The 24062-nt window shown below is 57.4% G+C and carries 27 protein-coding genes and 1 other RNA gene; 20 read left to right on the top strand and 8 right to left on the bottom strand.

Annotation, left to right across the window (positions count from 1 at the left end; genetic code table 11):
* The first annotated feature begins 121 nt into the window (after window positions 1–121).
* The 9 genes from hisH (at window position 122) to tatC (ending at window position 5417) form a co-directional block, all read left to right on the top strand.
* On the top strand, window positions 122–760 hold the full coding sequence (hisH, locus tag VNZ60_RS12090) for an imidazole glycerol phosphate synthase subunit HisH (RefSeq protein ID WP_325659435.1): 639 nt from the start codon (window positions 122–124) through the stop codon (window positions 758–760).
* 76 nt (window positions 761–836) lie between these two features.
* Window positions 837–1673 (top strand): 1-(5-phosphoribosyl)-5-[(5-phosphoribosylamino)methylideneamino]imidazole-4-carboxamide isomerase, encoded by an 837-nt coding sequence (gene hisA / locus VNZ60_RS12095; RefSeq protein WP_325659437.1) that lies wholly within the window; start codon window positions 837–839, stop codon window positions 1671–1673.
* Window positions 1670–2434, top strand: coding sequence for an imidazole glycerol phosphate synthase subunit HisF (gene hisF, locus VNZ60_RS12100; RefSeq protein WP_325659439.1), 765 nt, complete (start codon window positions 1670–1672; stop codon window positions 2432–2434). The genes hisA and hisF overlap by 4 nt, the downstream gene beginning before the upstream one ends.
* Entirely contained in the window at window positions 2431–2829 is a 399-nt protein-coding gene (gene hisI, locus VNZ60_RS12105; RefSeq protein ID WP_325659441.1) for a phosphoribosyl-AMP cyclohydrolase, read from the top strand. Before hisF ends, hisI begins: the two co-directional genes overlap by 4 nt.
* 23 nt (window positions 2830–2852) lie before the next feature.
* Entirely contained in the window at window positions 2853–3230 is a 378-nt protein-coding gene (locus VNZ60_RS12110) for a phosphoribosyl-ATP diphosphatase (RefSeq protein ID WP_325659443.1), read from the top strand.
* A gap of 56 nt (window positions 3231–3286) precedes the next feature.
* Window positions 3287–3658: a histidine triad nucleotide-binding protein gene (locus VNZ60_RS12115; RefSeq protein WP_325659445.1), complete on the top strand. Its 372-nt coding sequence runs from the start codon at window positions 3287–3289 to the stop codon at window positions 3656–3658.
* 120 nt (window positions 3659–3778) lie between these two features.
* Window positions 3779–3994: a Sec-independent protein translocase subunit TatA gene (gene tatA / locus VNZ60_RS12120; RefSeq protein ID WP_325659447.1), complete on the top strand. Its 216-nt coding sequence runs from the start codon at window positions 3779–3781 to the stop codon at window positions 3992–3994.
* 61 nt (window positions 3995–4055) lie between these two features.
* Entirely contained in the window at window positions 4056–4553 is a 498-nt protein-coding gene (tatB, locus tag VNZ60_RS12125; protein WP_325659448.1) for a Sec-independent protein translocase protein TatB, read from the top strand.
* Between the two features lie 78 nt (window positions 4554–4631).
* Window positions 4632–5417 (top strand): twin-arginine translocase subunit TatC, encoded by a 786-nt coding sequence (tatC, locus tag VNZ60_RS12130; protein WP_325659450.1) that lies wholly within the window; start codon window positions 4632–4634, stop codon window positions 5415–5417.
* Between the two features lie 45 nt (window positions 5418–5462).
* Here tatC and VNZ60_RS12135 read toward each other — a convergent pair whose 3' ends face one another.
* Both VNZ60_RS12135 and VNZ60_RS12140 read right to left on the bottom strand, forming a co-directional pair.
* Complete coding sequence (locus VNZ60_RS12135; RefSeq protein WP_325659452.1) at window positions 5463–6149, bottom strand: DUF2461 domain-containing protein; 687 nt, start codon at window positions 6147–6149, stop codon at window positions 5463–5465.
* A 44-nt stretch (window positions 6150–6193) separates the two neighbouring features.
* Window positions 6194–7360 carry a Do family serine endopeptidase gene (locus VNZ60_RS12140; protein ID WP_325659454.1) on the bottom strand — a complete coding sequence of 389 codons (1167 nt, stop codon included), beginning with the start codon at window positions 7358–7360 and terminating at the stop codon, window positions 6194–6196.
* A gap of 96 nt (window positions 7361–7456) precedes the next feature.
* On the opposite strand from VNZ60_RS12140, the gene VNZ60_RS12145 reads away from it, so the two are divergent.
* From VNZ60_RS12145 to VNZ60_RS12175, 7 genes are all read left to right on the top strand, one after another.
* Window positions 7457–8233 carry a Nif3-like dinuclear metal center hexameric protein gene (locus VNZ60_RS12145; RefSeq protein ID WP_325659456.1) on the top strand — a complete coding sequence of 259 codons (777 nt, stop codon included), beginning with the start codon at window positions 7457–7459 and terminating at the stop codon, window positions 8231–8233.
* 45 nt (window positions 8234–8278) lie between these two features.
* Entirely contained in the window at window positions 8279–8665 is a 387-nt protein-coding gene (locus VNZ60_RS12150) for an RNA-binding S4 domain-containing protein (protein WP_325659458.1), read from the top strand.
* A gap of 340 nt (window positions 8666–9005) precedes the next feature.
* Entirely contained in the window at window positions 9006–9668 is a 663-nt protein-coding gene (locus VNZ60_RS12155) for a TetR/AcrR family transcriptional regulator (protein WP_325659566.1), read from the top strand.
* Window positions 9669–9707: 39 nt separating this feature from the next.
* Entirely contained in the window at window positions 9708–11498 is a 1791-nt protein-coding gene (locus tag VNZ60_RS12160; protein ID WP_325659460.1) for an acyl-CoA dehydrogenase C-terminal domain-containing protein, read from the top strand.
* A gap of 86 nt (window positions 11499–11584) precedes the next feature.
* On the top strand, window positions 11585–13972 hold the full coding sequence (locus VNZ60_RS12165; protein ID WP_325659462.1) for a 3-hydroxyacyl-CoA dehydrogenase/enoyl-CoA hydratase family protein: 2388 nt from the start codon (window positions 11585–11587) through the stop codon (window positions 13970–13972).
* Window positions 13973–13986: 14 nt separating this feature from the next.
* A complete protein-coding gene (locus VNZ60_RS12170) occupies window positions 13987–15183 on the top strand; it encodes an acetyl-CoA C-acyltransferase (RefSeq protein WP_325659464.1) in 1197 nt (398 codons plus the stop codon).
* 136 nt (window positions 15184–15319) lie between these two features.
* The gene (locus tag VNZ60_RS12175; protein WP_325659466.1) at window positions 15320–16084 is read left to right on the top strand and encodes an enoyl-CoA hydratase; all 765 of its coding nucleotides are present in this window, start codon (window positions 15320–15322) and stop codon (window positions 16082–16084) included.
* 45 nt (window positions 16085–16129) lie between these two features.
* Here the strand turns inward: VNZ60_RS12175 and VNZ60_RS12180 are convergent, their stop codons facing one another.
* The 6 genes from VNZ60_RS12180 to VNZ60_RS12205 all read right to left on the bottom strand — a co-directional run bounded on the left by VNZ60_RS12180 (window position 16130) and on the right by VNZ60_RS12205 (window position 20659).
* Window positions 16130–16852, bottom strand: coding sequence for a septal ring lytic transglycosylase RlpA family protein (locus VNZ60_RS12180; RefSeq protein ID WP_325659468.1), 723 nt, complete (start codon window positions 16850–16852; stop codon window positions 16130–16132).
* The gene (locus VNZ60_RS12185; RefSeq protein ID WP_325659470.1) at window positions 16852–17136 is read right to left on the bottom strand and encodes an HU family DNA-binding protein; all 285 of its coding nucleotides are present in this window, start codon (window positions 17134–17136) and stop codon (window positions 16852–16854) included. Before VNZ60_RS12185 ends, VNZ60_RS12180 begins: the two co-directional genes overlap by 1 nt.
* 290 nt (window positions 17137–17426) lie before the next feature.
* Window positions 17427–17576 carry an entericidin A/B family lipoprotein gene (locus VNZ60_RS12190; protein ID WP_414648822.1) on the bottom strand — a complete coding sequence of 50 codons (150 nt, stop codon included), beginning with the start codon at window positions 17574–17576 and terminating at the stop codon, window positions 17427–17429.
* Between the two features lie 69 nt (window positions 17577–17645).
* Window positions 17646–18317, bottom strand: coding sequence for a MarC family protein (locus tag VNZ60_RS12195; protein ID WP_325659471.1), 672 nt, complete (start codon window positions 18315–18317; stop codon window positions 17646–17648).
* A gap of 132 nt (window positions 18318–18449) precedes the next feature.
* Window positions 18450–19367 carry an ornithine cyclodeaminase family protein gene (locus tag VNZ60_RS12200; RefSeq protein WP_325659473.1) on the bottom strand — a complete coding sequence of 306 codons (918 nt, stop codon included), beginning with the start codon at window positions 19365–19367 and terminating at the stop codon, window positions 18450–18452.
* Between the two features lie 23 nt (window positions 19368–19390).
* The gene (locus VNZ60_RS12205; RefSeq protein WP_325659475.1) at window positions 19391–20659 is read right to left on the bottom strand and encodes a D-amino acid dehydrogenase; all 1269 of its coding nucleotides are present in this window, start codon (window positions 20657–20659) and stop codon (window positions 19391–19393) included.
* A 218-nt stretch (window positions 20660–20877) separates the two neighbouring features.
* On the opposite strand from VNZ60_RS12205, the gene rnpB reads away from it, so the two are divergent.
* The 4 genes from rnpB (at window position 20878) to VNZ60_RS12225 (ending at window position 24055) form a co-directional block, all read left to right on the top strand.
* Window positions 20878–21203: RNase P RNA component class A (rnpB, locus tag VNZ60_RS12210), an RNA gene on the top strand.
* 143 nt (window positions 21204–21346) lie between these two features.
* Entirely contained in the window at window positions 21347–21931 is a 585-nt protein-coding gene (locus VNZ60_RS12215) for a fasciclin domain-containing protein (RefSeq protein ID WP_325659477.1), read from the top strand.
* 172 nt (window positions 21932–22103) lie between these two features.
* Window positions 22104–23264, top strand: coding sequence for an acyl-CoA dehydrogenase family protein (locus VNZ60_RS12220; protein ID WP_325659479.1), 1161 nt, complete (start codon window positions 22104–22106; stop codon window positions 23262–23264).
* Complete coding sequence (locus tag VNZ60_RS12225) at window positions 23261–24055, top strand: enoyl-CoA hydratase (protein ID WP_325659481.1); 795 nt, start codon at window positions 23261–23263, stop codon at window positions 24053–24055. The genes VNZ60_RS12220 and VNZ60_RS12225 overlap by 4 nt, the downstream gene beginning before the upstream one ends.
* Window positions 24056–24062: the final 7 nt, after the last annotated feature.

Raw genomic sequence — 24062 nt, forward strand, 5'->3', positions numbered from 1 at the left:
GGCGCTTCAATCCTTTGCCGCCGTCTGCGTGTTGCAGGTTTTTGCTGGTGACGTGGTTGGCGCAAAAGCTTAATTACCCGGACTTCTACCCGGGCTTTTTTCCCGGACTTGAATCTTTATCATGAACAAAATTGTTGTGGTTGACTATGGCATGGGCAACTTGCGCTCGGTGGCGCAAGCACTGCGTCAGGTGGCGCCGGAAGCCGAGGTCCTGATTTCAGGTACGATTGCCGATATCCAGGCCGCTGATCGCCTGGTCTTGCCTGGCCAGGGAGCGATGCCGGATTGCATGCGCAGCTTGCGTGAATCCGGGCTGCAGGAGGCTTTGCTGGATGCGGCGCGCAACAAGCCGCTGCTGGGTGTTTGCGTCGGCGAGCAAATGTTGTTCGACTTGAGCGAGGAAGGCAATACTCCCGGTCTGGGTCTGTTGCCGGGCAAGGTAGTGCGCTTCCGCCTAGACGGCCAGTTGCAAGACGATGGTTCGCGTTTCAAAGTACCGCAGATGGGCTGGAACCGGGTCCGCCAGGCGCAGTCTCATCCGCTCTGGAATGGCGTTGCCGACCAGGACTATTTTTATTTCGTGCATAGTTATTACGCCGTACCGGCCGATGCGGCCCATACTTTCGGCGAGACCGAATACGGCGCCGCGTTTAGCTGCGCGGTCGGGCGTGATAATATTTTTGCGACGCAGTTTCATCCGGAAAAAAGCGCCAGCGCCGGTTTGCAGTTGTACCAGAATTTTGTGCAATGGAAACCTTGAGTTTTACCAGTGCCTGTTCCAGGATTTGTCCCTATACTTTATTCAGATTTTTAACTGACCTCATACTACTGTAGCCATGCTGCTCATACCTGCCATCGACCTCAAAGACGGTCACTGCGTACGCCTGAAACAAGGCGATATGGACCAAGCCACTGTGTTTTCCGACGACCCGGGCGAAATGGCCCGCCATTGGCTGATGCAAGGCGCACGCCGCCTGCATCTGGTTGACCTGAATGGCGCGTTTGCCGGCAAGCCCAAGAATGAACCGGCGGTCAAGGCCATCATCAAGGCGGTGCGCGAGTTTGCCTTGCTCAACGGCGTTGAAGAAATTCCGGTGCAACTGGGTGGCGGCATCCGCGACCTGGACACCATCGAACGCTATCTGGACGACGGCCTGAGCTACATCATCATCGGCACTGCCGCAGTCAAGAACCCCGGCTTTTTGCACGATGCCTGCAGCGCATTTCCCGGCCAGATCATCGTTGGCCTGGACGCCAAGGATGGCAAGGTAGCCACCGACGGCTGGAGCAAATTATCAGGTCACGAAGTGATTGACCTGGCCAAGAAATTCGAAGACTACGGTTGCGCCTCGATTGTCTATACCGACATCGGCCGCGACGGCATGATGGGCGGCGTCAACATCGAAGCCACCGTCAAGCTGGCGCAAAGCATGACGATTCCGGTGATCGCTTCCGGCGGCGTGCATAACGTCAAGGATGTCGAAGCGTTGTGCGCGGTGCAGGATGAAGGCATCGAAGCAGTGATTTGCGGCCGTTCGATTTATGAAGGCACGCTCGATTTGCGTTCGGCGCAGGAACGGGCCGACGAATTGAGCGATGCGTTGAGCGATGAGCTGAGCGGCGAATTCAGCGATGAAGATTTATCGGAGCAGCCCGACGCTGGCCAGCCATGACTCTCGCCAAACGTATCATTCCCTGTCTCGACGTCACCAATGGTCGCGTGGTCAAGGGCGTCAATTTTCTTGAATTGCGCGATGCCGGCGATCCGGTCGAAATCGCTCGCCGCTATGACGAACAGGGTGCCGATGAAATTACTTTTCTCGATATCACCGCCTCGTCCGATGGACGTGATCTGATTTTGCCGATTATCGAAGCGGTCGCCTCGCAGGTCTTTATCCCGCTGACGGTGGGCGGCGGCGTGCGTGCCGTGGAAGACGTGCGGCGTTTGCTGAACGCCGGCGCCGACAAGGTCGGCATCAATACTTCCGCTGTCACCAATCCGCAGCTGGTGGCCGACGCCGCCGCCAAATACGGTTCGCAATGCATCGTGGTTGCGATCGACGCCAAGCAGGTCGCACCGGGCAAATGGGAGGTGTTTACCCATGGCGGGCGCAAGGCCACTGGTCTCGATGCAATCGAGTGGGCGCAAAAGATGGAGCAACTGGGAGCAGGTGAAATCCTGCTCACCAGCATGGACCGCGACGGTACCAAGGTCGGTTTCGATCTGGCCTTGACCAGCAGTGTCTCCAACGCCGTGACGATTCCAGTGATCGCCTCCGGCGGTGTCGGCGGTTTGCAAGACCTGGCTGACGGCATCAAGATCGGCCGCGCCGATGCGGTGCTGGCAGCGAGTATTTTCCACTATGGCCAACATACTGTGCAGGAGGCCAAGCAATTCATGGCGGCACAACAGATTCCAATGAGGCTAGCATGAGTGCGCTCTGGTTAAACAAGGTGAGATGGGATGAGCATGGCCTGGTGCCGGTGATCGCCCAGGAGCTCGGGTCGAATGACGTATTGATGTTCGCCTGGATGAATCGCGACGCTCTGGCGAAGACGGTAGCGCTGGGCGAGGCGGTTTACTGGAGCCGCTCGCGCAAGAAACTGTGGCACAAAGGCGAAGAGTCCGGCCATGTGCAGAAAGTGCATGAAATCCGCCTCGATTGCGATGAGGATGTGGTGTTGCTGAAAGTGACTCAGGCCGGCGATATTGCCTGCCATACCGGCCGCCATTCCTGTTTCTTTCAGAAATTTGAAAGCGATAGCAAGAGCTGGGAAGCGGTTGAACCGGTGTTGAAAGAGCCGGATGATATTTACAAGCAACCTTGACCATCAGCGGATCTGAAACAATCATGAGTGAAACTCTACAACGCCTGGCTGCGGTCATCGAATCGCGCAAACCGGCTAACGGCGGCGATCCTGAAACATCGTATGTCGCCCGTCTGTTCGCCAAGGGCGACGACGCGATTTTGAAAAAAATCGGCGAAGAAGCCACGGAAACCGTGATGGCCGCCAAGGACGCACGGGTAGACGGCGACGTTTCCCATGTGCTGTACGAATGTGCCGATTTGTGGTTCCACTCGATGATCATGCTGGCCCAGTTCAATCTGACGCCGCAAGACGTGCTGCAAGAACTGGCGCGGCGCGAAGGTTTATCCGGGATCGAGGAGAAAGCCAATCGCAAACTGACGGTGCGCGAGCAGCAAGAAGCCGATCAACACAAGAGCTGAATCGATGCAGAAGCATTTAAGAATTGTTGAAGCCCCGTTGAAGACCCGGAGATAATTTGGAAAATTGTATTTTTTGCAAAATTGCCGCCAAGCAGATTCCCTCGAAGGCGATCTATGAAGATGACGACCTGATCGCCTTCCATGACATCAATCCGGCCGCGCCTATCCATTTCCTGATCGTGCCCAAGCAGCACATCGCGACGCTCGCCGATTGCAGTGAGGCGCACGCCGCTTTGTTGGGTAAAATGGCGCTGCTGGCGCCGCGCCTGGCGCAAGAACAGGGCTGCGGTTACCAGTTGAACGAGCAGGGCCATGCCAGCGGCGGCTACAAGACGATATTCAACGTCGGGCCGGATGGTGGCCAAGAGGTGTACCATTTGCATATGCACGTTATCGGCGGACCTAGGCCGTGGCGTGGACAGCGCTGAACCGGCTGAATCCGCCGGATTCGCCTTCAGCGGCGGTGAAAACGACAGATTGCGTGTGTAAGTATTTAACGGTTTATTTGACTTAGCAGGATCGGGTATTTGCCCGACAAGGAGAAAGAAATGGGTTCGTTCAGTATTTGGCATTGGTTGATCGTGCTGGTTATCGTCATGCTGGTATTTGGCACCAAAAAAATCGGCAATATGGGTTCCGATCTAGGCAAGGCAGTCAAAGGCTTCAAGGATGGCGTCAAGGGCGAAGAAGAAAAAGAAAAGCCGGCCGCCGACAAGTCGACGATTGACGTCGCCGCCAAAGAAAAGGACAAGTCCGGCAACTGAGTCATGGCTGCCGGCGCAGGTTTATGGCGTCGGCCCGACTTGAGATTTGCCGCAGCTCTCCATGATCGATATTGGTCTTACTAAACTCGCTCTGATCGGCGTCGTTGCACTGGTTGTTATCGGGCCGGAAAAATTGCCGACCGTAGCCCGCATGGCGGGGTCTCTGTTCGGCCGTGCGCAGCGCTACATCAATGAAGTCAAATCGGAAGTCAGTCGTGAGATTGAACTGGAAGAATTGCGCAAGATGCAGCAAGAGGTGCAGGAAGCTGCCAGCGATATCGAGCAAAGCATCTCTAGTAGCGTGTCAGATGTAAAAGACTCGCTGCATGCGGCCTGGAACGATAGCAGCGTCAACTCCTCCAGCGACAGTTTTAACGTCGAGCAACTGGCGCTCAAAGCCAAGAGTTTTCGCAAGAAAAAGCTGGCGCGCAGCAGCGCCATTCCCGCCTGGTACAAACAACAAAGCGGCCAAAAGGCGCGCGTTTTGTCCGGCGCTGCGCGTGTGGCGAAATTTCGTCCGGCCGGCCAAGGCAAGGCGTCCGGTTCATTTTTTTCATGATTTCATGCTTCGCCTCAAGGCAATCGGGGCCAATGCTGATATCCGCAAATTCGCTTGTTTGCAAAACACCGTGCTCCCATGACTGAAGAACAGAAATCCAGCGGTTTCGACAAAACCAGCGGCGTCGAAGAGACGTTCATTTCGCATCTGGTGGAATTGCGCAACCGCATCATGAAGGCGTCGATCGCGGTGATCGTGGTTTTCCTGTGCCTGATGCCTTGGGCCGCGCATATCTACGATTTGCTGGCGGCGCCAATGCTGGCGGCTTTGCCGGTGGGCAGCAAGATGATCGCCACCGGCGTCATCACGCCGTTCCTGATCCCGGTCAAGGTAACCCTGCTGCTGGCTTTTGTCATTGCCCTGCCGTGGGTGCTGTACCAGTTGTGGGCGTTTGTTGCGCCAGGCTTGTATGCGCATGAAAAGAAACTGGTCGCACCGTTGGTGATTTCATCGTCACTATTATTCGTCGCCGGTGTCGCCTTTTGCTATTTCCTGGTGTTCGGCGTGATCTTCCACTTCATCAACAACTTTGCGCCGAAATCGGTTTCGGTGGCACCGGATATCGATAGTTATTTCGATTTTGTGATGACCATGTTTCTCGCCTTCGGCATGACTTTTGAAGTGCCTATCGTGGTGATCGTGCTGGTGCGCATGGGCCTGGTTTCGCTGGAAAAGCTGAAATCGATCCGCCCTTACGTGATTGTCGGCGCCTTCGTGGTGGCGGCAGTCGTGACGCCACCGGACATCATGAGTCAATTGCTGCTGGCAGTGCCTCTATGCTTGCTGTACGAGATCGGCCTGCTGGTGGCGCCGCTGTTCGTCAAAGCGACCCAGGCGCCGGCCGAATCGGAAGAGACTACCTGAACCGCCTGAGCGGCTGCCTCAGCGCTGACTGCTCAGCGCTCTGCATCACTCGGCGCTCGGGGTTTTGACCTGCCGCAGCCAGCTTACCAATGGGTAGGCGTCTTTAAAGCCCGCCACCAGTTCTTTCTCCAGCGCGTCCGACAACATCTTCTTCAGCGCCTGCTCTTTCCAGACGATAAAGTTTTTCAGCTTGATATATTCGATGTGCGGCGAGTCCGCGTCAAAACCTTTGGGTGGACGCGTCAACTGGCCTTCGGTTTGCAGATCGCCGTAAGTCCCCATCAATTTCTTGTTCTTCAACAGCTTGCCAAAGCCGCTTGCATCGGCGATCACCTGCAGGCGAATCGCCCGTAAGCGATCAGCCGGCGGCATGTATTCACCGCCCGCGATGAGCAAGGTGCCGGCGGCGTCGATATGGAAATAATAAGCCGGGCCGCCGCCCTGGCTGGGTTTCTTCAAGCCGCTGGCTGTGATGGAGGCCGAGAAATAGGTCTTGTACGGGCTCTTGTCTGCCGAGAAGCGCATATCGCGGTTAATCCGGAATAGCGCTTTCTTTGGATTGCAGCCGGCGATCGCCGGATCGAATTTGCTGATCTGAGCGATCAGGCGCACCACCAGCTCGAGGAATTCTGCGCGCAAGATATCGTAGCGCGGCTTGTTCATGACAAACCAGGCCCGGTTGTTGTTCTCCGATAGTTCGGCGAGGTATTGGGTCAGATCACGTACGTGCATTACGGCTTTCCTTTTTGCGATTGCGTGTGGGCAGCGGCGCCCATCTATTCTGCTTCACGTTTCATCGGCGGCCGCTTGCCGATAACCGCTTCCACCGTAGCTTCCTTGGCTTTGCGTAACACCGTCAATTTCGCTTTGCTGCCTGGCTGCAACTGGGCAATCAGATTGGTCATGTCGGTGCTGTCGGCGATCGGCTTGCCTTCGATAGCCACCAGGATATCGCCCGGTTTCAAGCCCGCCTTATCGGCCGGGCCATTCTTGATCACGCCGGCGATGATGGCGCCGGTGCTTCTGTTCAAGCCAAAGCTTTCCGCCAGTTCCGGTGTGATGTCCTGCGGTTCCACACCAATATAGCCGCGCACCATGTGGCCGGTGTTGATGATGGATTCCATCACGGCTTTTGCCGTGGTCATGGGCACGGCGAAGCCGATCCCGAGCGAACCGCCGGTGCGCGAATAGATTGCGGTATTGATGCCGATCAGGTTGCCGTTGGTGTCGATCAAGGCGCCGCCGGAATTGCCGGGATTGATTGCGGCGTCGGTCTGGATGAAGTTTTCAAACTGATTGATGCCGAGATGACTTCTGCCCAGCGCCGAAATAATCCCCATCGTGACCGTCTGGCCGACCCCGAACGGATTGCCGATGGCCAGCACGACGTCGCCGACACTGGCCTGGTCGGCACGGCCCAGCGTGATCGCAGGCAGGTTCGGGAGATTGATCTTGATCACGGCCAGGTCGGTTTCCGGATCGGTGCCGACCACCTTGGCAGTGGTGGTGCGGCCGTCAGCCAGCGCCACTTCGATTTCATCGGCGGCTTCCACCACATGATTATTGGTCAGGATATAACCTTGTGAACTGACGATGACGCCTGAGCCGAGACTGGATTGCTTGTCTTCCGCATCGTCGCCGCGATCGCCGAAGAATTTCCGCAGCAATGGATCTTCCAGCATTTCAGGGCTGACCGGCTTGGCGTCTTTGCTGGTGAAAACATTGACCACTGACGGCATCGCCCTTTGCGCCGCCTGACGATATGACCCCGGCGCAGGAGTTCCCGACGCAGCTTCTTGCAGCGGCACCTTGGAGGCAGAGATATGCAAAGGCGAACTGGTCAAAGCGCCGTTTAGCCAATTCGGCTTCAGGGTCGTTACAATGAACCAGAGCGCTAAACCGATAGTGATGGTTTGCGCAAATAACAGCCAGAAACGTCGCATAGTGAAGTCTTATGTGAAATCGAAAATCGGGGTCGAAAGTCGGGAATCAAAAATCAGGGTCGAAAGTCGGAAATCAAAAATCGGGAGTCGAAAATCGTGAATCAAGAATCGGTAAATCCGGTGAGTCGTATCGAACTCGCAAAATATCTTGCCGAAGCATTAAATATTACACAGTTCCGTGATTATTGCCCAAATGGCTTGCAGGTGGAAGGACGCGCTGAAATTAGGCGCCTGGTGACGGGTGTCACTGCCAGCCTGGCTTTGCTGGAAGCAGCCGTGGACAGTGGCGCAGACGCCATCCTGGTGCATCACGGTTATTTCTGGCGCGGCGAGGATATGCGTGTCATCGGCCCCAAACACAAACGCCTGAAATTGTTGTTAACACACGATATCAATTTATTTGCCTATCACTTGCCGCTCGACGCCCATGCGGATTTTGGCAACAATGTGCAACTGGCGCAGCAGTTGGGCCTGTCGCCCAACGGCCGCTTCGGCGACGATAACCTGGGCTGGCTGGGCAGCGTGAGCGATCCGCAGGTAAGCACGGTGGGTGAATTGGCTGGCGTGATCGAACGCCAATTGCATCGTGCCCCGATCCTGATCGGCGACCCCTCCCAGCGCCTGGCGCAAATCGCCTGGTGCACCGGCGCCGCGCAAAACTTGCTGGGCGATGCGATTGCCGCCGGCGCCGGGGTATACATCAGTGGCGAGATTTCCGAGCCGACCGTGCATCTTGCGCGTGAAGCCGGCGTGGCTTACCTGGCGGCCGGTCATCACGCCACCGAGCGTTATGGCGTGCAAGCCCTGGGGCGCCATCTGGCGGAGCGCTTCGGCTTGCAACATCAGTTCATCGATATCGACAACCCGGTTTAAGCGCATATTGAGCGCGGACTATTGATTCAGGTGGCAGATCACAGCATGAGTAAAACAGTCGAAGCAGTACGTATCGACAAGTGGCTTTGGGCGGCGCGGTTTTTCAAGACGCGCACGCTGGCGGGCGACGCCGTCGATAACGGCAAAGTCAGGTTGAACGATGAGCGCACCAAGCCGGCGCGCAATCTCAAGACCGGCGATATCCTGGCGATTGATAATGGCGCCAGCGTCTGGCAGGTGGCGGTGCTGCAACTGGCCGATCAGCGCAGCTCAGCGGCGATTGCGCAGACCTTGTATCAGGAAACGGAAGAAAGCCTGGCCCGGCGCGCAACACTGGCGGAAGACCGCAAGTTCTTCCGCGAGCCGACCATGCAGATCAAAGGGCGACCGACCAAGCGCGACCGCCGTTTGCTGGACAAGGCGCAATCGTAGCGCGCCATTGCCAGATATCTATTTGACATCGCTTTCCCGCCATTTTCCCGCTAATTTGGAGACGCCCGGAACGAAAGCAGCGCCACTTCTCTGAACCAGCCCGCGTAAATAAAGCGCCGGCAAATTTCGAATGAGCTCTCGGTAGAACCGCCCCTCTAAGTCGCTGTTTGACATTTCGATTCTGGTGCATAATAGTACGAGCGTTCGCATTCTCGCTGGCATCGGCCGGCAAGCAAGCCGGCGTTGAATTTATCCAGACTGATTTTCAAGACTTATTAGCAAGACTCAACCAGACAGAGACAGGACTATCGTGGCACATACTGACATGCCGCCGAAATTCATGCGTAAAGGCGAAATGACGCGCGCAGCGATTCTCGACGTCGCTATCACGCTGGCAAGCCGTGACGGCCTTGAAGGTCTGACGATTGGCTTGCTGGCCGAAAAAATGAACATGAGCAAGTCCGGCGTGTTTGCCCATTTCGGCTCGCGCGAAGATTTGCAGATCGAAGTGGTGAAACTGTACCACCGCCAGTTCGAGCAGGAAGTGTTCTATCCGAGCATCAAGGAAGCACGCGGCCTGCCGCGTCTGGAAGCCATGTTTGCGCGCTGGATCCGGCAGGTGACGATTGAAATCGCTTCCGGTTGTATCTATATCAGCGGCGCCGTCGAGTATGACGACCGGCCAGGCGAGATCCGCGAGCAGCTGGTGACCATGGTGCGGACCTGGCAGCAGGCTTTGCATCGCTGCGCAGTGCAAGCAATCGAAGCCGGTCATCTGCGTGCCGATACCGACGCCGACCAGCTGGTCTACGAGATGTACGGCCTGATCCTGGGTTTGCATCACGATGCACGTTTCTTGAAAAAAGCCGGCAGCGTGGAGCGCGCTCAAAAGGGCTTCGATCGCCTGATTGACAGTTACCGCGAAGCTGAACCCAGGCCACTTTCGGCTGCAAAGAAATCCTCACAAACGAATCAAAAAATCGCTGCCAAAACGGCGGCTTGATCGAATCAATCCAATAAATCCAATCATCAGGAGAGCACCATGGGTCAATACGTCGCGCCACTGCGGGATATGCAATTCGTCATGCACGAGTTGCTGCATGTAGAAGATGAACTGAAACAATTGCCAAAGCATGCCGAGATCGATGCCGACATCATCAATCAAGTGCTGGAAGAGGGCGGTAAATTTACCTCCCAGGTACTGTTCCCGCTGAACCATTCGGGCGACCGTGAAGGCTGCCACCACGACAAGGCTACCCACACTGTCACCGCGCCAAAGGGTTTCAAGGAAGCCTACAAGCAGTATGTGGAAGCCGGCTGGCCATCGCTGTCCTGCGATCCTGAATTCGGCGGCCAGGGCCTGCCGCTGGTGATCAACAATTCGTTCTACGAAATGATGAATTCGGCCAACCAGGCCTGGACCATGTACCCGGGCCTGTCGCACGGCGCCTACGAGTGCCTGCACGCGCACGGCACGCCAGAGCAGCAGGCGCTGTACCTGCCTAAGCTGGTGTCCGGCGAATGGACCGGCACCATGTGCCTGACCGAATCGCATTGCGGCACCGATCTTGGCATGCTGCGCTCGAAAGCCGCGCCGCAGGCCGACGGTTCCTACAGCATCACCGGCAGCAAGATTTTCATCTCGGCCGGCGAGCACGACATGTCGCAAAACATCATCCATCTGGTGCTGGCGCGCCTGCCAGGCGCACCGGAAGGTTCCAAGGGTATTTCCCTGTTCTTGGTGCCGAAATTCCTGCCGAACGCAGACGGCTCGCTGGGCGCGCGCAATCCTATTACTTGCGGCGCGATCGAAGAAAAGATGGGCATCCACGGCAACTCGACCTGCCAGATGAATCTGGACGGCGCCACCGGCTGGATCATCGGCGGCCCGCACAAGGGCTTGAACGCGATGTTCGTGTTCATGAACGCTGCCCGCCTCGGCGTCGGTATGCAAGGCCTGGGTCTGACTGAAGTGGCTTATCAGAACGCATTGGTGTACGCCAAGGATCGCATCCAGATGCGCAGCCTGTCCGGCATCAAGGCGCCAGACCGGCCAGCCGATCCTATCATCGTCCATCCTGACGTACGCCGCATGCTGCTGACCGCAAAAGCGTATGCTGAAGGCGCGCGCGCTTTCTGTTCTTACGTCGCGCTGCAGCTGGACAAGGAGCTGAACCACCCGGACGAACAAGTGCGCAAGGATTGCGCCGATGAAGTCGCCCTGCTGACGCCAGTGATCAAGGCCTTCATCACCGACAACGCCTGGACTGCGACATCGGAGTGCATGCAGGTGTACGGCGGCCACGGCTTCATCGCCGAGTGGGGCATGGAGCAGTATGTGCGTGATGCCCGCATCAACATGATCTATGAAGGCACCAATACCATCCAGTCGCTCGATCTGCTGGGCCGCAAGGTGTTGATGGACAACGGCGCCAAGCTGAAGAAATTCGGCGCCAAGGTGCAGGCTTTCATCGAAGAAAACGGTGCTGACGAAGCCTTGTCGGAATTCATCACGCCACTCGCCGATCTGGGCGACAAGGTCAGCAAGCTGACCATGGAAATCGGCATGAAGGCTTTCCAGAATCCGGACGAAGCCGGCGCAGCAGCAGTACCTTACCTGCGCGTAGTTGGCCACCTGGTGTACGCCTACTTCTTTGCGCAAATGGCAAAGATCGCTTTGGCCAAGCAAGATTCAGGCGACAAGTTCTACGTTTCCAAACTGGCGACCGCACGTTTCTATTTCGCCCGCCTGTTGCCGGAAACCGCAATGTTGATTCGTCAGGCACGTTCCGGTTCGGGCAGCCTGATGGCGCTGGACGCGGATTTGTTCTAATGGATTTGTTCTAAATAAGCCGTAAGGCGGGCCTGGCGCGATCAGCGCAGGCCCGCACTCCCAACAGACTGACCAAGGAGAAACAAGTGTCGAATTTCATCGTTAAAAAAGTCGCCGTCCTCGGCGCCGGCGTGATGGGCGCGCAAATCGCGGCCCACTGCTTGAACGCCAAAGTACCGGTGGTACTGTTCGATCTGCCAGCCAAGGAAGGTCCGAAAAACGGCATCGTCCTGCGCGCTATCGAAAACCTGAAAAAACTCAGCCCGGCGCCGCTTGGCAACAAGGACGACGCCGCGCTGATCGAAGTCGCCAACTACGAAGACAATCTGGATGTGTTGGCCGGTTGCGACCTGATCATCGAGGCGATTGCCGAGCGCATGGACTGGAAGCATGATCTGTACAAGAAAGTCGCGCCGCATATTGCGCCAAACGCGATCTTCGCTTCCAACACTTCGGGTTTGTCGATCACTGCTTTGTCGGAAGGTTTCGACGCTGAACTGAAAGCACGCTTCTGCGGCGTTCATTTCTTCAATCCGCCGCGTTACATGCACCTGGTCGAACTGATCCCTACCGCCACCACTAAACCAGAGATCCTCGATCAGCTGGAAGGCTTCCTGGCGACGACACTCGGCAAAGGCGTGGTACGTGCTAAAGATACACCGAACTTCATCGCCAACCGCGTTGGCGTGTTCGGCATCTTGTCGACGGTTCACCAGGCTGAAAAATTCGGCCTGTCGGTTGACGTCGTTGACGATCTGACCGGCGCCAAGCTGGGCCGCGCCAAATCCGGTACTTTCCGTACCGCCGATGTGGTCGGCCTGGATACCATGGGTCATGTGATCAAGACCATGCAGGATAACCTGAAGGACGATCCGTTCTACGGCGTGTACGCAACGCCGCCGCTGCTGGCCAAGCTGGTTGAGCAGGGTGCGCTGGGTCAAAAAGCCGGCGCCGGTTTCTACAAAAAAGTTGGCAAGGATATCCTGCGCATCGACGCCGCCAAGGGCGAATACGTTACCGGCGGCGGCAAGGCCGACGAACTGGTGGCGCGCATCCTGAAAGACAAGGATCCGGTCAAGCGCATGAAGACCCTGCGCGAATCCACCAATCCGCAAGCACAATTCCTGTGGTCCATCTTCCGTGATGGCTTCCACTACATCGCGGTCCATATGGAAGCTATCGCCGACAACGCACGCGATATCGATTTCGCCATGCGTTGGGGCTTTGGCTGGAGCGTAGGCCCATTCGAAATCTGGCAAGCCGCAGACTGGCAGCAGATCGCCGGCTGGGTCAAGGAAGATATCGACGCCGGCAAGGCGCTGTGCAATGCACCGCTGCCAGCCTGGGTATTCGATGGCCGTACCGGCGTGCACGCTGCCGACGGTTCTTATTCGCCAGCAAAGAAAGTCAATGTTGCCCGCTCCACGCTGCCGGTCTATCAACGCCAAGCGTTCCGTGCTCCGTTGTTGGGTGAAGGCGTGGCCGATGGCAAGACTGCCGGTACCACCGTGTTTGAGGACGACTCGGTACGCGCCTGGCATCAAAACGATGAAGTGCTGATCTTGTCGTTCAAGACCAAGATGCACGTGATCGGGCCAGGAGTCATCGCCGGCCTGAACAAGGCGGTTGCTGAAGCTGAAAAGAATTACAAGGGCCTGGTGCTGTGGCACGCGGATGCTGCCGAAGGCGGCGCCTTCTCGGCAGGCGCCGATCTGCAATCGATGCTGCCGTTGTTTATGTCGGGCGGCGCCAAGGCGATCGAACCGATGGTCGCTGAGTTGCAACAAGCGTTCATGGGCCTCAAGTATGCCAGCGTACCGGTAGTTGCTGCGGTGGCAGGCCTGGCGCTGGGCGGCGGCTGTGAGTTGGCGCTGCACACGGCCAAGCGCGTGGCATCGATCGAGTCGTATATCGGTCTGGTCGAAGTTGGCGTTGGCTTGATCCCTGCCGGCGGCGGTTTGAAGGAGGCAGCTGTACGTGCCGCCAACGACGCCAAGGGTAACGACATCTTGCAATTCCTGAAGACGTCTTTCATGAACGCTGCGACTGCCAATGTTTCGAAATCGGCTTTGCAAGCACAGAGCATGGGTTATCTGAAAGCCGACGATGTGATCGTGTTCAATGCCTACGAGCTGCTGCATGTGGCCAAGGTTGAGGCGCGCGCCATGTTCGACGCCGGCTATCGGCCGCCGCTGAAGGCACAGATCCCGGTCATCGGCCGCAATGGCATCGCCACCATCCTGGCGCAGCTGGTCAACATGCGTGACGGTGGTTTCATCTCCGCGCATGACTACAAACTGGGCCACATGATTGCCAACATCGTTTGCGGCGGTGAAGTAAACGAAGGCAGCGTGGTGAATGAACAATGGTTGCTGGACCTGGAACGCAAGGCTTTCGTCGAACTGCTGAACAACCCTAAGACGCAAGAGCGGATCATGGGCATGATGCAAACCGGTAAGCCTGTGCGTAACTAATAAGGAAGATCAAAATGAGCAAACAACTTCAAGACGCATATATCGTCGCCGCAACCCGCACGCCAATCGGCAAGGCGCCGCGTGGCATGTTCAAAAACATGCGTCCGGACGATCTGCTGGTGCGCGCAATCCAATCCGCCGTGGCGCAAGTGCCTGGCCTGGACCCGAAACTGATCGAAGACGCCATCATCGGCTGCTCCTTCCCTGAAGGCGCGCAAGGTTTGAACATGGCGCGTAACGCCGTGTTGCTGGCAGGTTTGCCGAACACCATCGGCGGCGTTACCGTGAATCGCTATTGCGCATCCGGTATCACCGCAATCGCCATGGCTGCCGACCGTATCCGCGTCGGCCAGGCTGATGTGATGATCGCCGGCGGCGCCGAATCGATGTCGATGGTGCCGATGATGGGTTTCCATCCATCGGTCAACATGGATGTGTTCAAGGATGAAAACATCGGCATGGCCTACGGCATGGGCCTGACTGCGGAAAAAGTCGCCCAGCAATGGAAAGTCTCGCGTGAAGCGCAGGATGCGTTTGCATTGGAATCCCATCGCCGCGCGATCGCTGGCCAACTGGCGGGCGAATTCAAAGACGAAACCACTTCAGTCGAGATCATCGAACGAATCCCGAATCTGGCTACAGGTCAGATCGATCTCAAGACCCGTATCGTTGATCGTGACGAAGGCGCGCGCGCCGAATCGACCCTGGAAGCCTTGGGTAAGTTGAAAGCCGTGTTCGCCGCCAAGGGCAGCGTCACAGCCGGCAACAGCTCGCAAACTTCGGACGGCGCCGGTGCATTGATACTGGTCAGCGAAAAGATCCTGAAGCAATTCAACCTGACGCCGCTGGCGCGTTTTGCCTCGTTTGCAGTACGCGGCGTACCGCCGGAAATCATGGGTATCGGTCCTAAGGAAGCGATCCCTGCGGCGTTGCGCGCCGCTGGCATCACGCAAGATCAGCTGGACTGGATCGAATTGAACGAAGCATTTGCAGCGCAGGCGCTGGCAGTGATCCAGGACCTCGGCCTGGATCCATCCAAGGTCAATCCGCTGGGCGGCGCGATTGCATTGGGCCACCCGCTGGGCGCTACCGGTGCGATCCGTGCGGCAACCGCGATCCACGGCATTCGTCGCCGCAACCAGAAATACGGCATGGTCACCATGTGCGTCGGCACGGGCATGGGCGCGGCAGGTATTTTCGAGCGCATGTAATTGTTTGAATCAAGCAGATTGTCATAAGCAATCGTAAAAAAACGAAGAAGCCGTGCAGCTATCCCCGCACGGCTTTTTTGTCTTCTTAAACTTAATCACTGTGCCGCGTATTGCGTGTGCTGAACTGGAGTAACAGATGGATATATTGACTAGCAAGGAAAACGGCATCCTGACGATTGAATTCAATCGCCTGGAGAAAAAGAATGCGATCACCGCCGCCATGTATCAAACCATGGTCGATGCCTTGAAAGATGCAGAGAGCGATAGCGCCGTAAGGGCGATTCTGTTTACCGGCAAGCCGCAGATATTCAGCGCCGGCAACGATCTCGAAGATTTTATGAAGAATCGACCGACTTCAAGCGACAGCCCGGTATTTCAATTCCTGTGGCAAATCAGCCATGCCAGCAAACCGATGGTGGCTGCGGTGGCCGGTGCCGCGGTCGGCATCGGCACTACCTTGCTGATGCATTGCGACCTGGTATATGCCGCCGACAATGCACGTTTTTCCATGCCGTTCACGCAACTCGGTTTATGCCCGGAGGCTGCGTCCAGCCTGATATTGCCGCAAATCGCAGGTTATCAGCGCGCGGCCGAGAAGCTGTTGCTGGGCGAGGCGTTTACGGCGGAGGAAGCCAACGCCATGGGCCTGGTCAACAAAGTATTGCCGGCAGAAGAATTGCTGGCGTTCGCCCAAGCGCAGGCAGCCAAGCTGGTGGCTCTGCCTGCGGCCTCGATCCGCATCACCAAGAGCTTGATGAAGGGCGGCCAGACTGCTGCGGTGGAAGCGCGGATGCAACAGGAGATCGAGCACTTCGGTGCGATGCTGAAGGCGCCGGAAGCGGCAGAAGCATTCATGGCTTTTTTCGAAAAACGGAAGCCGGATTTCAGCAAATTTTGCTGATGTGTCGTGTAGGGCAGGCAATTGGCATTCGCCTGCCCGCAGGGATTAATGTCCAGACAGCGACCCCTGCTGCAGTACTTGAGCTGCTGGCTCGTCGCTGGCGTCGGTCGACGAGTGGGGAGCATCTACGGCCGATACATCGCTTCCTTCATCGAGTTGACGACGCACCCAGCTGACTTCGCTATGCGATAACTGACGGACTTCGACCTGCGCGGTGCCGTTGCGGACGAAACCCAGTTGTTTCGCCGCAGCGTAAGAGACATCGAGTATCCGTTTACTGCGATATGGCCCGCGGTCGGTCACCTTGAGCAGCGCCACTTTGTTGTTGCGGACATTGCGCACCAGCACCCAACTGAGCAGTGGCAGATTGGGGTGCGCCGCCGTCATCGAATGCATATTGAAGCGCTCACCGCCTGCTGACTTACGGCCATGAAAACCCGGACCATACCAGGAAGCCGTGCCGCGCTGGACAGCTGTGCCTGGATCGGAACGCAAGCGCATGCCTTCATCAGATGCATCAGGAACTGGCGGCCGCATCGATTCGCTGTAGAAAGACGGATTAGGGATTGCGCCTGAAGCTGGGGTTGCCCCTTCGGCTGTTAATACTTTTTCCGACACTCCATGCACGGCAGATTTGTTCGGAATTGTATCGGCGCCGGCAGGGATGGCGGCACCGGCTGCCAGCAATAAAATGAGATGGCGGGCGCGTAGGAATGGCGGCCAAAACAGAAAAGCCCCTGGAGTGGTTTCGAGAGGCTTGCCTGACATTATTTATTCTTTTTATTTACGGCGTCTTTGAATCCCTTGCCGGCCGTGAATTTGACGGTTTTAGCGGCAGCAATCTTAATCTCTTCTCCAGTGCGTGGATTGCGGCCAACACGTGCGGCGCGTTTGCCTGAAGAAAAGGAACCGAATCCGACCAGCTGTACAGTGTCACCGCTGGTTACAGCCTTGATCACATTATTTATCAACGAATCCAACACGCGTTGCGCACCGGCTTTCGAGATGTCGGCGTCAGATGCAATGGCGTCGATCAGTTCAGTTTTGTTCATAGCGGTATTTTCTTAAAAAGGTGTGAATCGTAAATTCGAGCAGCGCCTTATTTTAAATCGGCGACCTGGGCGAACGCACAGTCTATTGCAATGCGCTGAAAGAGCGTTTGTCAAAACGTGGAATTTTCAATTGTTCACATTGTTGCGTCAACAAATTTTAACTTGCTGCCGTTTTCGGGGGGGATGCAGGAAACGCCTGCCATAACTAAATCTTTTTTTTGCGGAATAAAAAACCCGACGCCAAGTCGGGTTTTTGTGTATCTGCGTAATGCTGCGACAGCTACGGAAAATTACATTTTCTTTTGCACGTCCTGCGCCGCGTCTTTCACTTTTTCGCCACCGGATTCCACATCCTTGCCAACGCCGGCAACCGTGTTACAGGCCGACAGTGCGCCCAGCATGCCAAACAATACTGCAACTACCATTATCTTCTTCAGCATCGTGTGCTCCTTAATGGGTTGGTAAGGCAATGATCTTATCACTAGAATTCCGTGAGGTGAAAAAGTAAATCAGTGCGCTTGCCATAACATCAATAAGCCGCTAACCCCATCCCACAGAATTTGCACGCCGATACACAGCAAGATGAACGAAGTCATGCGCTGCATGACGGTGGTGCCGGTATCGCCCAGCAAACGGATCAAGACACCGGCAAAACGGTTGCTGAGATAAACCGCCAGCGCCGCCAATGCAAGGCCTGCGACGGCGGCAATCATGGACAGCGGCAGTGGAATATCCGGCACGCGCACGCCGGCGCCCAGGGTGATGGCGACCGAGATCGAACCGGGGCCGACGGTGAGCGGAAATGCTAGCGGGTAAAAAGCTTTCTTCGAAACCAGCGCCTCGGTCCAAAGCGATTCTGGCACGGCTTCGCCTTTAGGCATTTCATCGGAGTTCAGCATTTTCCAGGCGGTGGCCACCACCAGCAGACCGCCGGCGACTTTCACCACCGGCAGTGACAGGCCGAAAAATGCCAGTACATGGGTGCCGATGAACATACCTCCCACCAGCAAAAGGAAAGAATTGATGGCGACTCTGCGCGCCAGTGAATTGCGGGTGGCGTCAGACGCAGTGATGGTCAGTGCGTGGAAAATCGGCGCGCCGCCGGGCGGATTCATGATCGGCAATAGTGCGGCGAGCACAAACAGCACGGTCTTCAGGAAGCTTAGTAAGTGGAATTCCATGTGTGCATGTCGTCAGTAGTCATCGGTGGGCTTCAGGCAATCCTGCGGGATGCCTGAAGCGAGAGCCCGATTCTAGACTGACGGCATAACGGCGGCAAGCAATGCTGTGCGCCGTGGGTGCGCGGTGGGTGGCTACCAGCCGAAACGCTCGCAGGCGCGGCGGTATACCAGGCCGGACAGGGCGATGTCTTCGACCCCGACACCAATCGCTTTATAGATCACCAGATCGTTTTGCTGGCGCTGGTAAGTGCTGCTGCCGTCGACAATCTGCCCCAGTTCCCACACCTGTTGCCAGTCAAAGATGCCTGGCTTGCACAGCAACAGATCGCCAGCCTCTTGTTGCGCCTGCGGCTTCCATTCGACCACCAAAGCATCGGCGCGGGCGATCGCGCGATCGTCGAGTTCGCGCAGATTGCCTTTGCTGGCGCCGACTGCAGCAACGAAGGCGCCCGCTTGCAGCAGGTCGCCGGAAAACAGCGGCTCGGCCGAGCGCGTCACGGTAACAACCACGTCGCCGGCCTGGGCCGCCTCATCGATACTGACAGCGCGTGCCGGAATCCCGGTCTGTTGCGTGATCTGCTCCGCAAATTGCTGCTGGCCGCTGCGGCCGGCAATCAGGATTTCCTTGAATTTGCGGACCTCCAGCAAGGCCGGCACATGCGAGTGCGCCTGGACCCCGGTGCCGATCACCGCCAGCGTAGCGACATCCGGCCGCGCCAGATGATCGGCAGCAACCGCAGTAGCGGCGGCGGTACGCAAGCCGGTCATGGTGTCGGATTCAATCGCCGCCAGCGGCCGCCCGTCCTCGGTGGAAAACAGCACGGTGACAAAATGAAATTTGCCATTGATCGTGGTGTAGATCTTGTAACCGGCGATGCCGGCGGCGGGTAACAATGCTCCCATGCTAGACATCATGACGGGTCCGGCGCTGGTGCGGATTCTTGCCTGCTGCGCGCCCTGTCCGATGCCGGCGAAAGCCTGGCGCATGGCGGCTATGGCGTCGCCGGTGTTGATCAGCTCGGCGACCTGCTGGTTGGTGATCAGTTTCATGGGGTTTCCTTTGGGTTTCTTTGCTAGGCGCTAAATGAAAAAGGGCTGGCGTCGATGGCAGTAGTTTCGCCCGCGATCAATTGCGTCAGCAGCGTTGCGCTGCCATGCGCCAGAGTCCAGCCGAGGCTGCCGTGGCCGACATTCAGGTACAGATTTCTGACCGGCGCTGCCGCAATCAACGGCACGCCGCTCGGCGTCGCCGGACGGAATCCGGCCCATGGCGACAAGTTTGCGCCGGTCGACAGATCGCCGCAAGCCGGAAATAATTCGGCCACGCCGCGTTTCAATTCGTCGATGGCGCTGTTTGGTATGCTGCGATCCATGCCGACCAGTTCCACCCGTCCGGCCACCCGCAGACGGTCTCCGAGCCGTGCGTAGACGATTTTTTTCGAGAGGTCGGTGATGGATACTTGCGGCGCTGCGGCCTGGGAGGCAGCGTCGCCCAACGGCACCGTGATGCTGTAGCCTTTGAGCGGGTAGAGCGGCAATGAGAAACCGGCAAGGTGAGCAAAATCGGCGCTGGCCGCACCTAACGCCAATACGAAGGCGTCGGCAGCTATCAGTTCCTGGCCGGCATGTACTGCGACCAAAGCGCCGTCGCGCATTTCCAGTTTATGGATACGTTGCGAGTGGGCGAAGCGGAAGCCGGATTGTTGCGACATGGCGTCTACCAGCTGCTGGCAGAACAGGGCGCAATCCCCCGCTTCTTCGCTCGCGGTATACACGCCGCCGGCCCAGTCGCGTTTGGAATTGGCCAGCGCCGGTTCGATTTGCATGCAGCGCGCGGTGTCGACGATTTCCTGCTGGCAGCCATGGCGGGCCTGGAATTCGATTTGCTTGCGGGCGCCCTGCAAACCTTTGGCGTCGCCGTACATCACCAGCTTGCCGGCGCTGCGGTGCTGGAAGTCGAGCCGGACGGCTTGTCGCAGTTGTTGCAATTGTGCGCGGCTGAAGAAAGCCAGCCGCAACAAATCGATGGTGGTTTGCCTGACGCGTTTGGTATTGCAGGCCGTCATGAATTTCAGGAGCCAGCGCCATTGCGCGAGATCCATTTTCGGCCGCAGCGTCAGCGGTGAGTCGGCGCTGAACAGGTATTCCGGCCAATGGCGCCAGACCGATGGATCAGCCAGAGGCGCGACATAGGAGTAACTCAATTGCGCGCCATTGCCGAAGCTGGTCTGGCTGCCCGGCAGCGCTGCAGCGTCGACCAGCGTGACTTGATGACCGGCTTCCAGCAGCCGATAGGCGGAAGTGACGCCGATGACGCCAGCACCTAATACGCAGATGTGCATTTGTTCTGTCCTGTTGCGATAGTGTCTGATCAATGATGGCGCTTGGCGACGCAGCCGGAGCGCTGGCATTGCGATATTGCAGCGCAAAAATCTCTAAATACTATACGTATCGAAGGATATTCTGTCTCATGCCGTTTTGGCATCGTCGGACGGCTCCGACGGGCTGGGGGTTGTGAAATGTCGCGAGTTGTCGCTCTCGTTGCGGTAGAATGCCGCCTGAAGTAAGCCAGACAGCCGCTGGCCGACGCCGCAATGCGTTGGCGGGAGGAAGGTCCGGACTCCATAGAGCAGGGTGACGGTTAACGGCCGTCCGCCGTGAGGCGAGGAATAGGGCCACAGAGACGAGCGTATTAAGTTACGGTGAAACGCGGTAACCTCCACTCGGAGCAATTCCAAATAGGCACGCGTTGATGTTGCTCGCGGAGCGTGCGGGTAGGAAGCTTGAGCGCTGGAGTAATCCAGCGCCTAGAGGAATGGTTGTCATAACGCAAGGGCGCAAGCCTGAACGTCGTAACAGAATCCGGCCTATCGGCTTACTTCATTTTCTTTCGGCAGATGCAGTATTGGCGGCAGCATCGCCATCAAACCTCTTGCATGATTTTTTGAATCCGGCGAATCCAGTTTCGGGACAGTTGCGTATATGACTGTGCAGGCTCCGAAAACTGGTTTTTTTTCAAAGGAATCATCATGCGCAAACTTCGCTATGCTTTCACCTTATTTGCAACCTCATTTGCAACCCTATCTGCAGCCCTGACCTTGCTAGCCGCCAGTTCGGCTTACGCAGAAAATACCGTGATGGTCGGCGGCCAGAATATGTTGCCCAGCAAGGACATCGTCGACAACGCTGTCAATTCGGCTGATCACACCACTTTGGTGGCCGCAGTAAAGGCTGCCGGCCTGGTGGAAACCCTCAAGGGCAAGGGCCCGTTCACCGTATTTGCACCGACCAACGCCGCCTTTGCCAAACTACCGGCTGGCACGGTGGAAACCCTGGTCAAGCCGGAAAGCAAGGCTACCTTGACCAAAATCCTGACTTATCACGTAGTGCCAGGCCGATATGACTTTGCCAAGCTGGAAAGCGCCATTAAAAAAGGCAATGGCAAGGCTGAACTGCCAACCGCCAGCGGCGGCATGCTGAGCTTTGCACAAAACGGTCCGCACAACATCTACGTCACGGACGATGGCGGCCATGTTGCCAACATCAGCACCTACGACGTTTATCAGTCGAATGGCGTGATCAATGTTATCGACACCGTGTTGTTGCCTAAGTAACTACAGGCCGCATCAGCGTGGCAGGGGGAAGGGCGACGGCAGGTCGCCCTTTTTTTCGCCTCAATGGGTTGGGTGACGTTTACGTTAACGTCAATTATTGCTATTCTGCGGAGATAGATATTACCGACAGCAGTAATAACAGACACCCCCATCGCATTGGAGACAAACCACCATGGATTTCGAACTATCAGAAGATCAACGCGCATTTCAGCAGACCGCGCGTGATTTTGCCGCCGGAGAGCTGGCGCCGCACGCTGCCAAATGGGACGCCGAAGGCATCTTCCCGACCGACGTCATCGCCAAGGCCGGCGAGCTGGGTTTCTGCGGCTTGTATACGCCGGAAGAAGTGGGCGGCCTGGGATTGTCGCGGCTCGACGCCACTATCGTATTCGAGGAACTGGCGCGCGGCTGCACTTCGACCACGGCCTACCTGACGATCCATAACATGGTGAGCTGGATGATCGCCAACTGGGCCACGCCGGCAGTGCGCGAGGGCTGGTGCGGCAAGCTGGCGAGCGGCCAGAAGCTGGGCTCCTACTGCCTGACAGAGCCAGGCGCAGGCTCGGACGCCGCATCCTTGAAAACCAGCGCGCAGCTGGATGGCGGCGAGTATGTGATCAACGGCTCCAAGGCGTTTATTTCCGGCGCCGGCGCCACCGATGTCCTGGTCTTGATGGCACGCACCGGCGCCGGCGGCGCGCATGGCGTGTCGGCGTTCGTGGTGCCGGCCCATACGCCCGGCATCAGCTATGGCCGCAAGGAAGAAAAGATGGGCTGGAACAGCCAGCCGACACGCACTATCAGTTTCGACGATGTACGGATTCCCGCCGATCACCTGCTGGGACAAGAGGGCGAAGGCTTCCGTCTGGCGATGCGCGGCCTGGATGGCGGCCGCATCAATATCGCCACCTGCTCGGTCGGCACTGCCCAGGCGGCATTGGATGCAGCACATGCGTATATGGGCCAGCGCCGCCAGTTCAACCGGCCGCTGTCGGATTTCCAGGCGCTGCAATTCAAGCTGGCCGATATGCAGACGGAACTGGTGGCGGCGCGCCAGATGGTGCGCCTGGCTGCCTGCAAACTGGATGCCAAGGATCCGAATGCGACCACCTACTGCGCGATGGCGAAACGCTTCGCCACCGACATCGGTTTTCAAATCTGTAACGAAGCGCTGCAAATCCACGGCGGTTACGGTTATATCCGCGAGTACCCGCTGGAACGCCATTTCCGCGATGTGCGCGTACATCAGATCCTGGAAGGCACCAACGAAATCATGCGTGTGATCATTGCCCGCCAATTGCTGAGCAACGCAACCAACGAGGACATCCGATGAATAACGACAGCACCACCTACACCAACCTGCGGCTGGAAATAATCGGCCATACCGCCGTCGTCACGATGGCTAATCCACCTGCCAATACCTGGACCGGCGAGGCCTTGCGCGATCTGACGCGGCTGGTGCAAACGCTCAAAGCGGACAAGAATATTTACAGCCTGGTACTCACCGGCGAAGGCGAAAAATTCTTTAGCGCCGGCGCCGACCTGAAACTGTTTGCCGACGGCGACAAGGTCATGGCGCGGGAAATGGCGCGTCGTTTTGGCGAAGCCTTCGAAACGCTGTCCGGTTTTCGCGGCGTCTCGATCGCCGCCATCAACGGTTACGCCATGGGCGGCGGCCTGGAGTGCGCGCTGGCTTGCGATTTGCGGATCGCCGAGGAGCATGCGCAAATGGCGTTGCCGGAGGCCGCGGTCGGCTTGCTGCCGTGCGCCGGCGGCACCCAGAATCTACCGTGGCTGGTGGGCGAAGGCTGGGCCAAGCGCATGATCTTGTGCGGCGAGCGCGTCAATGCCGAAACCGCATTACGCATCGGCCTAGTCGAGGAAGTGGTAAAAAAAGGCGAGGCCAGGCAACGCGCCCTGGCGCTGGCCGCACAAGTCGCCAGGCAAAGTCCTTCCAGCATCAGCGCCTGCAAGAAGCTGATCCAGGGCGCGCGCAGCAATCCCTTGGCGAACTTGCTGCCGGTGGAGCGCGAATTGTTCCTTGATCTGTTTGATACCCAGGATCAAAAGGAGGGCGTGAATGCTTTCTTGCAAAAACGTCCCGCTGTGTGGGGTAACCAATGAAGATAGA

The organism is Collimonas sp. (assembly GCF_035566375.1).
Lineage (GTDB): Bacteria > Pseudomonadota > Gammaproteobacteria > Burkholderiales > Burkholderiaceae_D > Collimonas.

Excerpts from the sequence above, each read along its gene's own strand:
- hisF (WP_325659439.1), top strand. The coding sequence starts at position 1,670 with ATGACTCTCGCCAAACGTATCATTCCCTGTCTCGACGTCACCAATGGT.
- VNZ60_RS12220 (WP_325659479.1), top strand. The coding sequence starts at position 22,104 with ATGGATTTCGAACTATCAGAAGATCAACGCGCATTTCAGCAGACCGCG.
- VNZ60_RS12185 (WP_325659470.1), bottom strand. The coding sequence starts at position 17,136 with ATGAACAAAACTGAACTGATCGACGCCATTGCATCTGACGCCGACATC.
- VNZ60_RS12180 (WP_325659468.1), bottom strand. The coding sequence starts at position 16,852 with ATGTCAGGCAAGCCTCTCGAAACCACTCCAGGGGCTTTTCTGTTTTGG.
- VNZ60_RS12205 (WP_325659475.1), bottom strand. The coding sequence starts at position 20,659 with ATGCACATCTGCGTATTAGGTGCTGGCGTCATCGGCGTCACTTCCGCC.
- hisI (WP_325659441.1), top strand. The coding sequence starts at position 2,431 with ATGAGTGCGCTCTGGTTAAACAAGGTGAGATGGGATGAGCATGGCCTG.
- VNZ60_RS12200 (WP_325659473.1), bottom strand. The coding sequence starts at position 19,367 with ATGAAACTGATCACCAACCAGCAGGTCGCCGAGCTGATCAACACCGGC.
- VNZ60_RS12110 (WP_325659443.1), top strand. The coding sequence starts at position 2,853 with ATGAGTGAAACTCTACAACGCCTGGCTGCGGTCATCGAATCGCGCAAA.
- VNZ60_RS12140 (WP_325659454.1), bottom strand. The coding sequence starts at position 7,360 with ATGCGACGTTTCTGGCTGTTATTTGCGCAAACCATCACTATCGGTTTA.
- tatA (WP_325659447.1), top strand. The coding sequence starts at position 3,779 with ATGGGTTCGTTCAGTATTTGGCATTGGTTGATCGTGCTGGTTATCGTC.
- VNZ60_RS12225 (WP_325659481.1), top strand. The coding sequence starts at position 23,261 with ATGAATAACGACAGCACCACCTACACCAACCTGCGGCTGGAAATAATC.
- VNZ60_RS12195 (WP_325659471.1), bottom strand. The coding sequence starts at position 18,317 with ATGGAATTCCACTTACTAAGCTTCCTGAAGACCGTGCTGTTTGTGCTC.
- hisA (WP_325659437.1), top strand. The coding sequence starts at position 837 with ATGCTGCTCATACCTGCCATCGACCTCAAAGACGGTCACTGCGTACGC.
- VNZ60_RS12155 (WP_325659566.1), top strand. The coding sequence starts at position 9,006 with ATGCGTAAAGGCGAAATGACGCGCGCAGCGATTCTCGACGTCGCTATC.
- VNZ60_RS12160 (WP_325659460.1), top strand. The coding sequence starts at position 9,708 with ATGGGTCAATACGTCGCGCCACTGCGGGATATGCAATTCGTCATGCAC.
- VNZ60_RS12190 (WP_414648822.1), bottom strand. The coding sequence starts at position 17,576 with ATGCTGAAGAAGATAATGGTAGTTGCAGTATTGTTTGGCATGCTGGGC.
- VNZ60_RS12170 (WP_325659464.1), top strand. The coding sequence starts at position 13,987 with ATGAGCAAACAACTTCAAGACGCATATATCGTCGCCGCAACCCGCACG.
- VNZ60_RS12175 (WP_325659466.1), top strand. The coding sequence starts at position 15,320 with ATGGATATATTGACTAGCAAGGAAAACGGCATCCTGACGATTGAATTC.
- tatC (WP_325659450.1), top strand. The coding sequence starts at position 4,632 with ATGACTGAAGAACAGAAATCCAGCGGTTTCGACAAAACCAGCGGCGTC.
- VNZ60_RS12215 (WP_325659477.1), top strand. The coding sequence starts at position 21,347 with ATGCGCAAACTTCGCTATGCTTTCACCTTATTTGCAACCTCATTTGCA.
- tatB (WP_325659448.1), top strand. The coding sequence starts at position 4,056 with ATGATCGATATTGGTCTTACTAAACTCGCTCTGATCGGCGTCGTTGCA.
- hisH (WP_325659435.1), top strand. The coding sequence starts at position 122 with ATGAACAAAATTGTTGTGGTTGACTATGGCATGGGCAACTTGCGCTCG.
- VNZ60_RS12150 (WP_325659458.1), top strand. The coding sequence starts at position 8,279 with ATGAGTAAAACAGTCGAAGCAGTACGTATCGACAAGTGGCTTTGGGCG.
- VNZ60_RS12135 (WP_325659452.1), bottom strand. The coding sequence starts at position 6,149 with ATGCACGTACGTGATCTGACCCAATACCTCGCCGAACTATCGGAGAAC.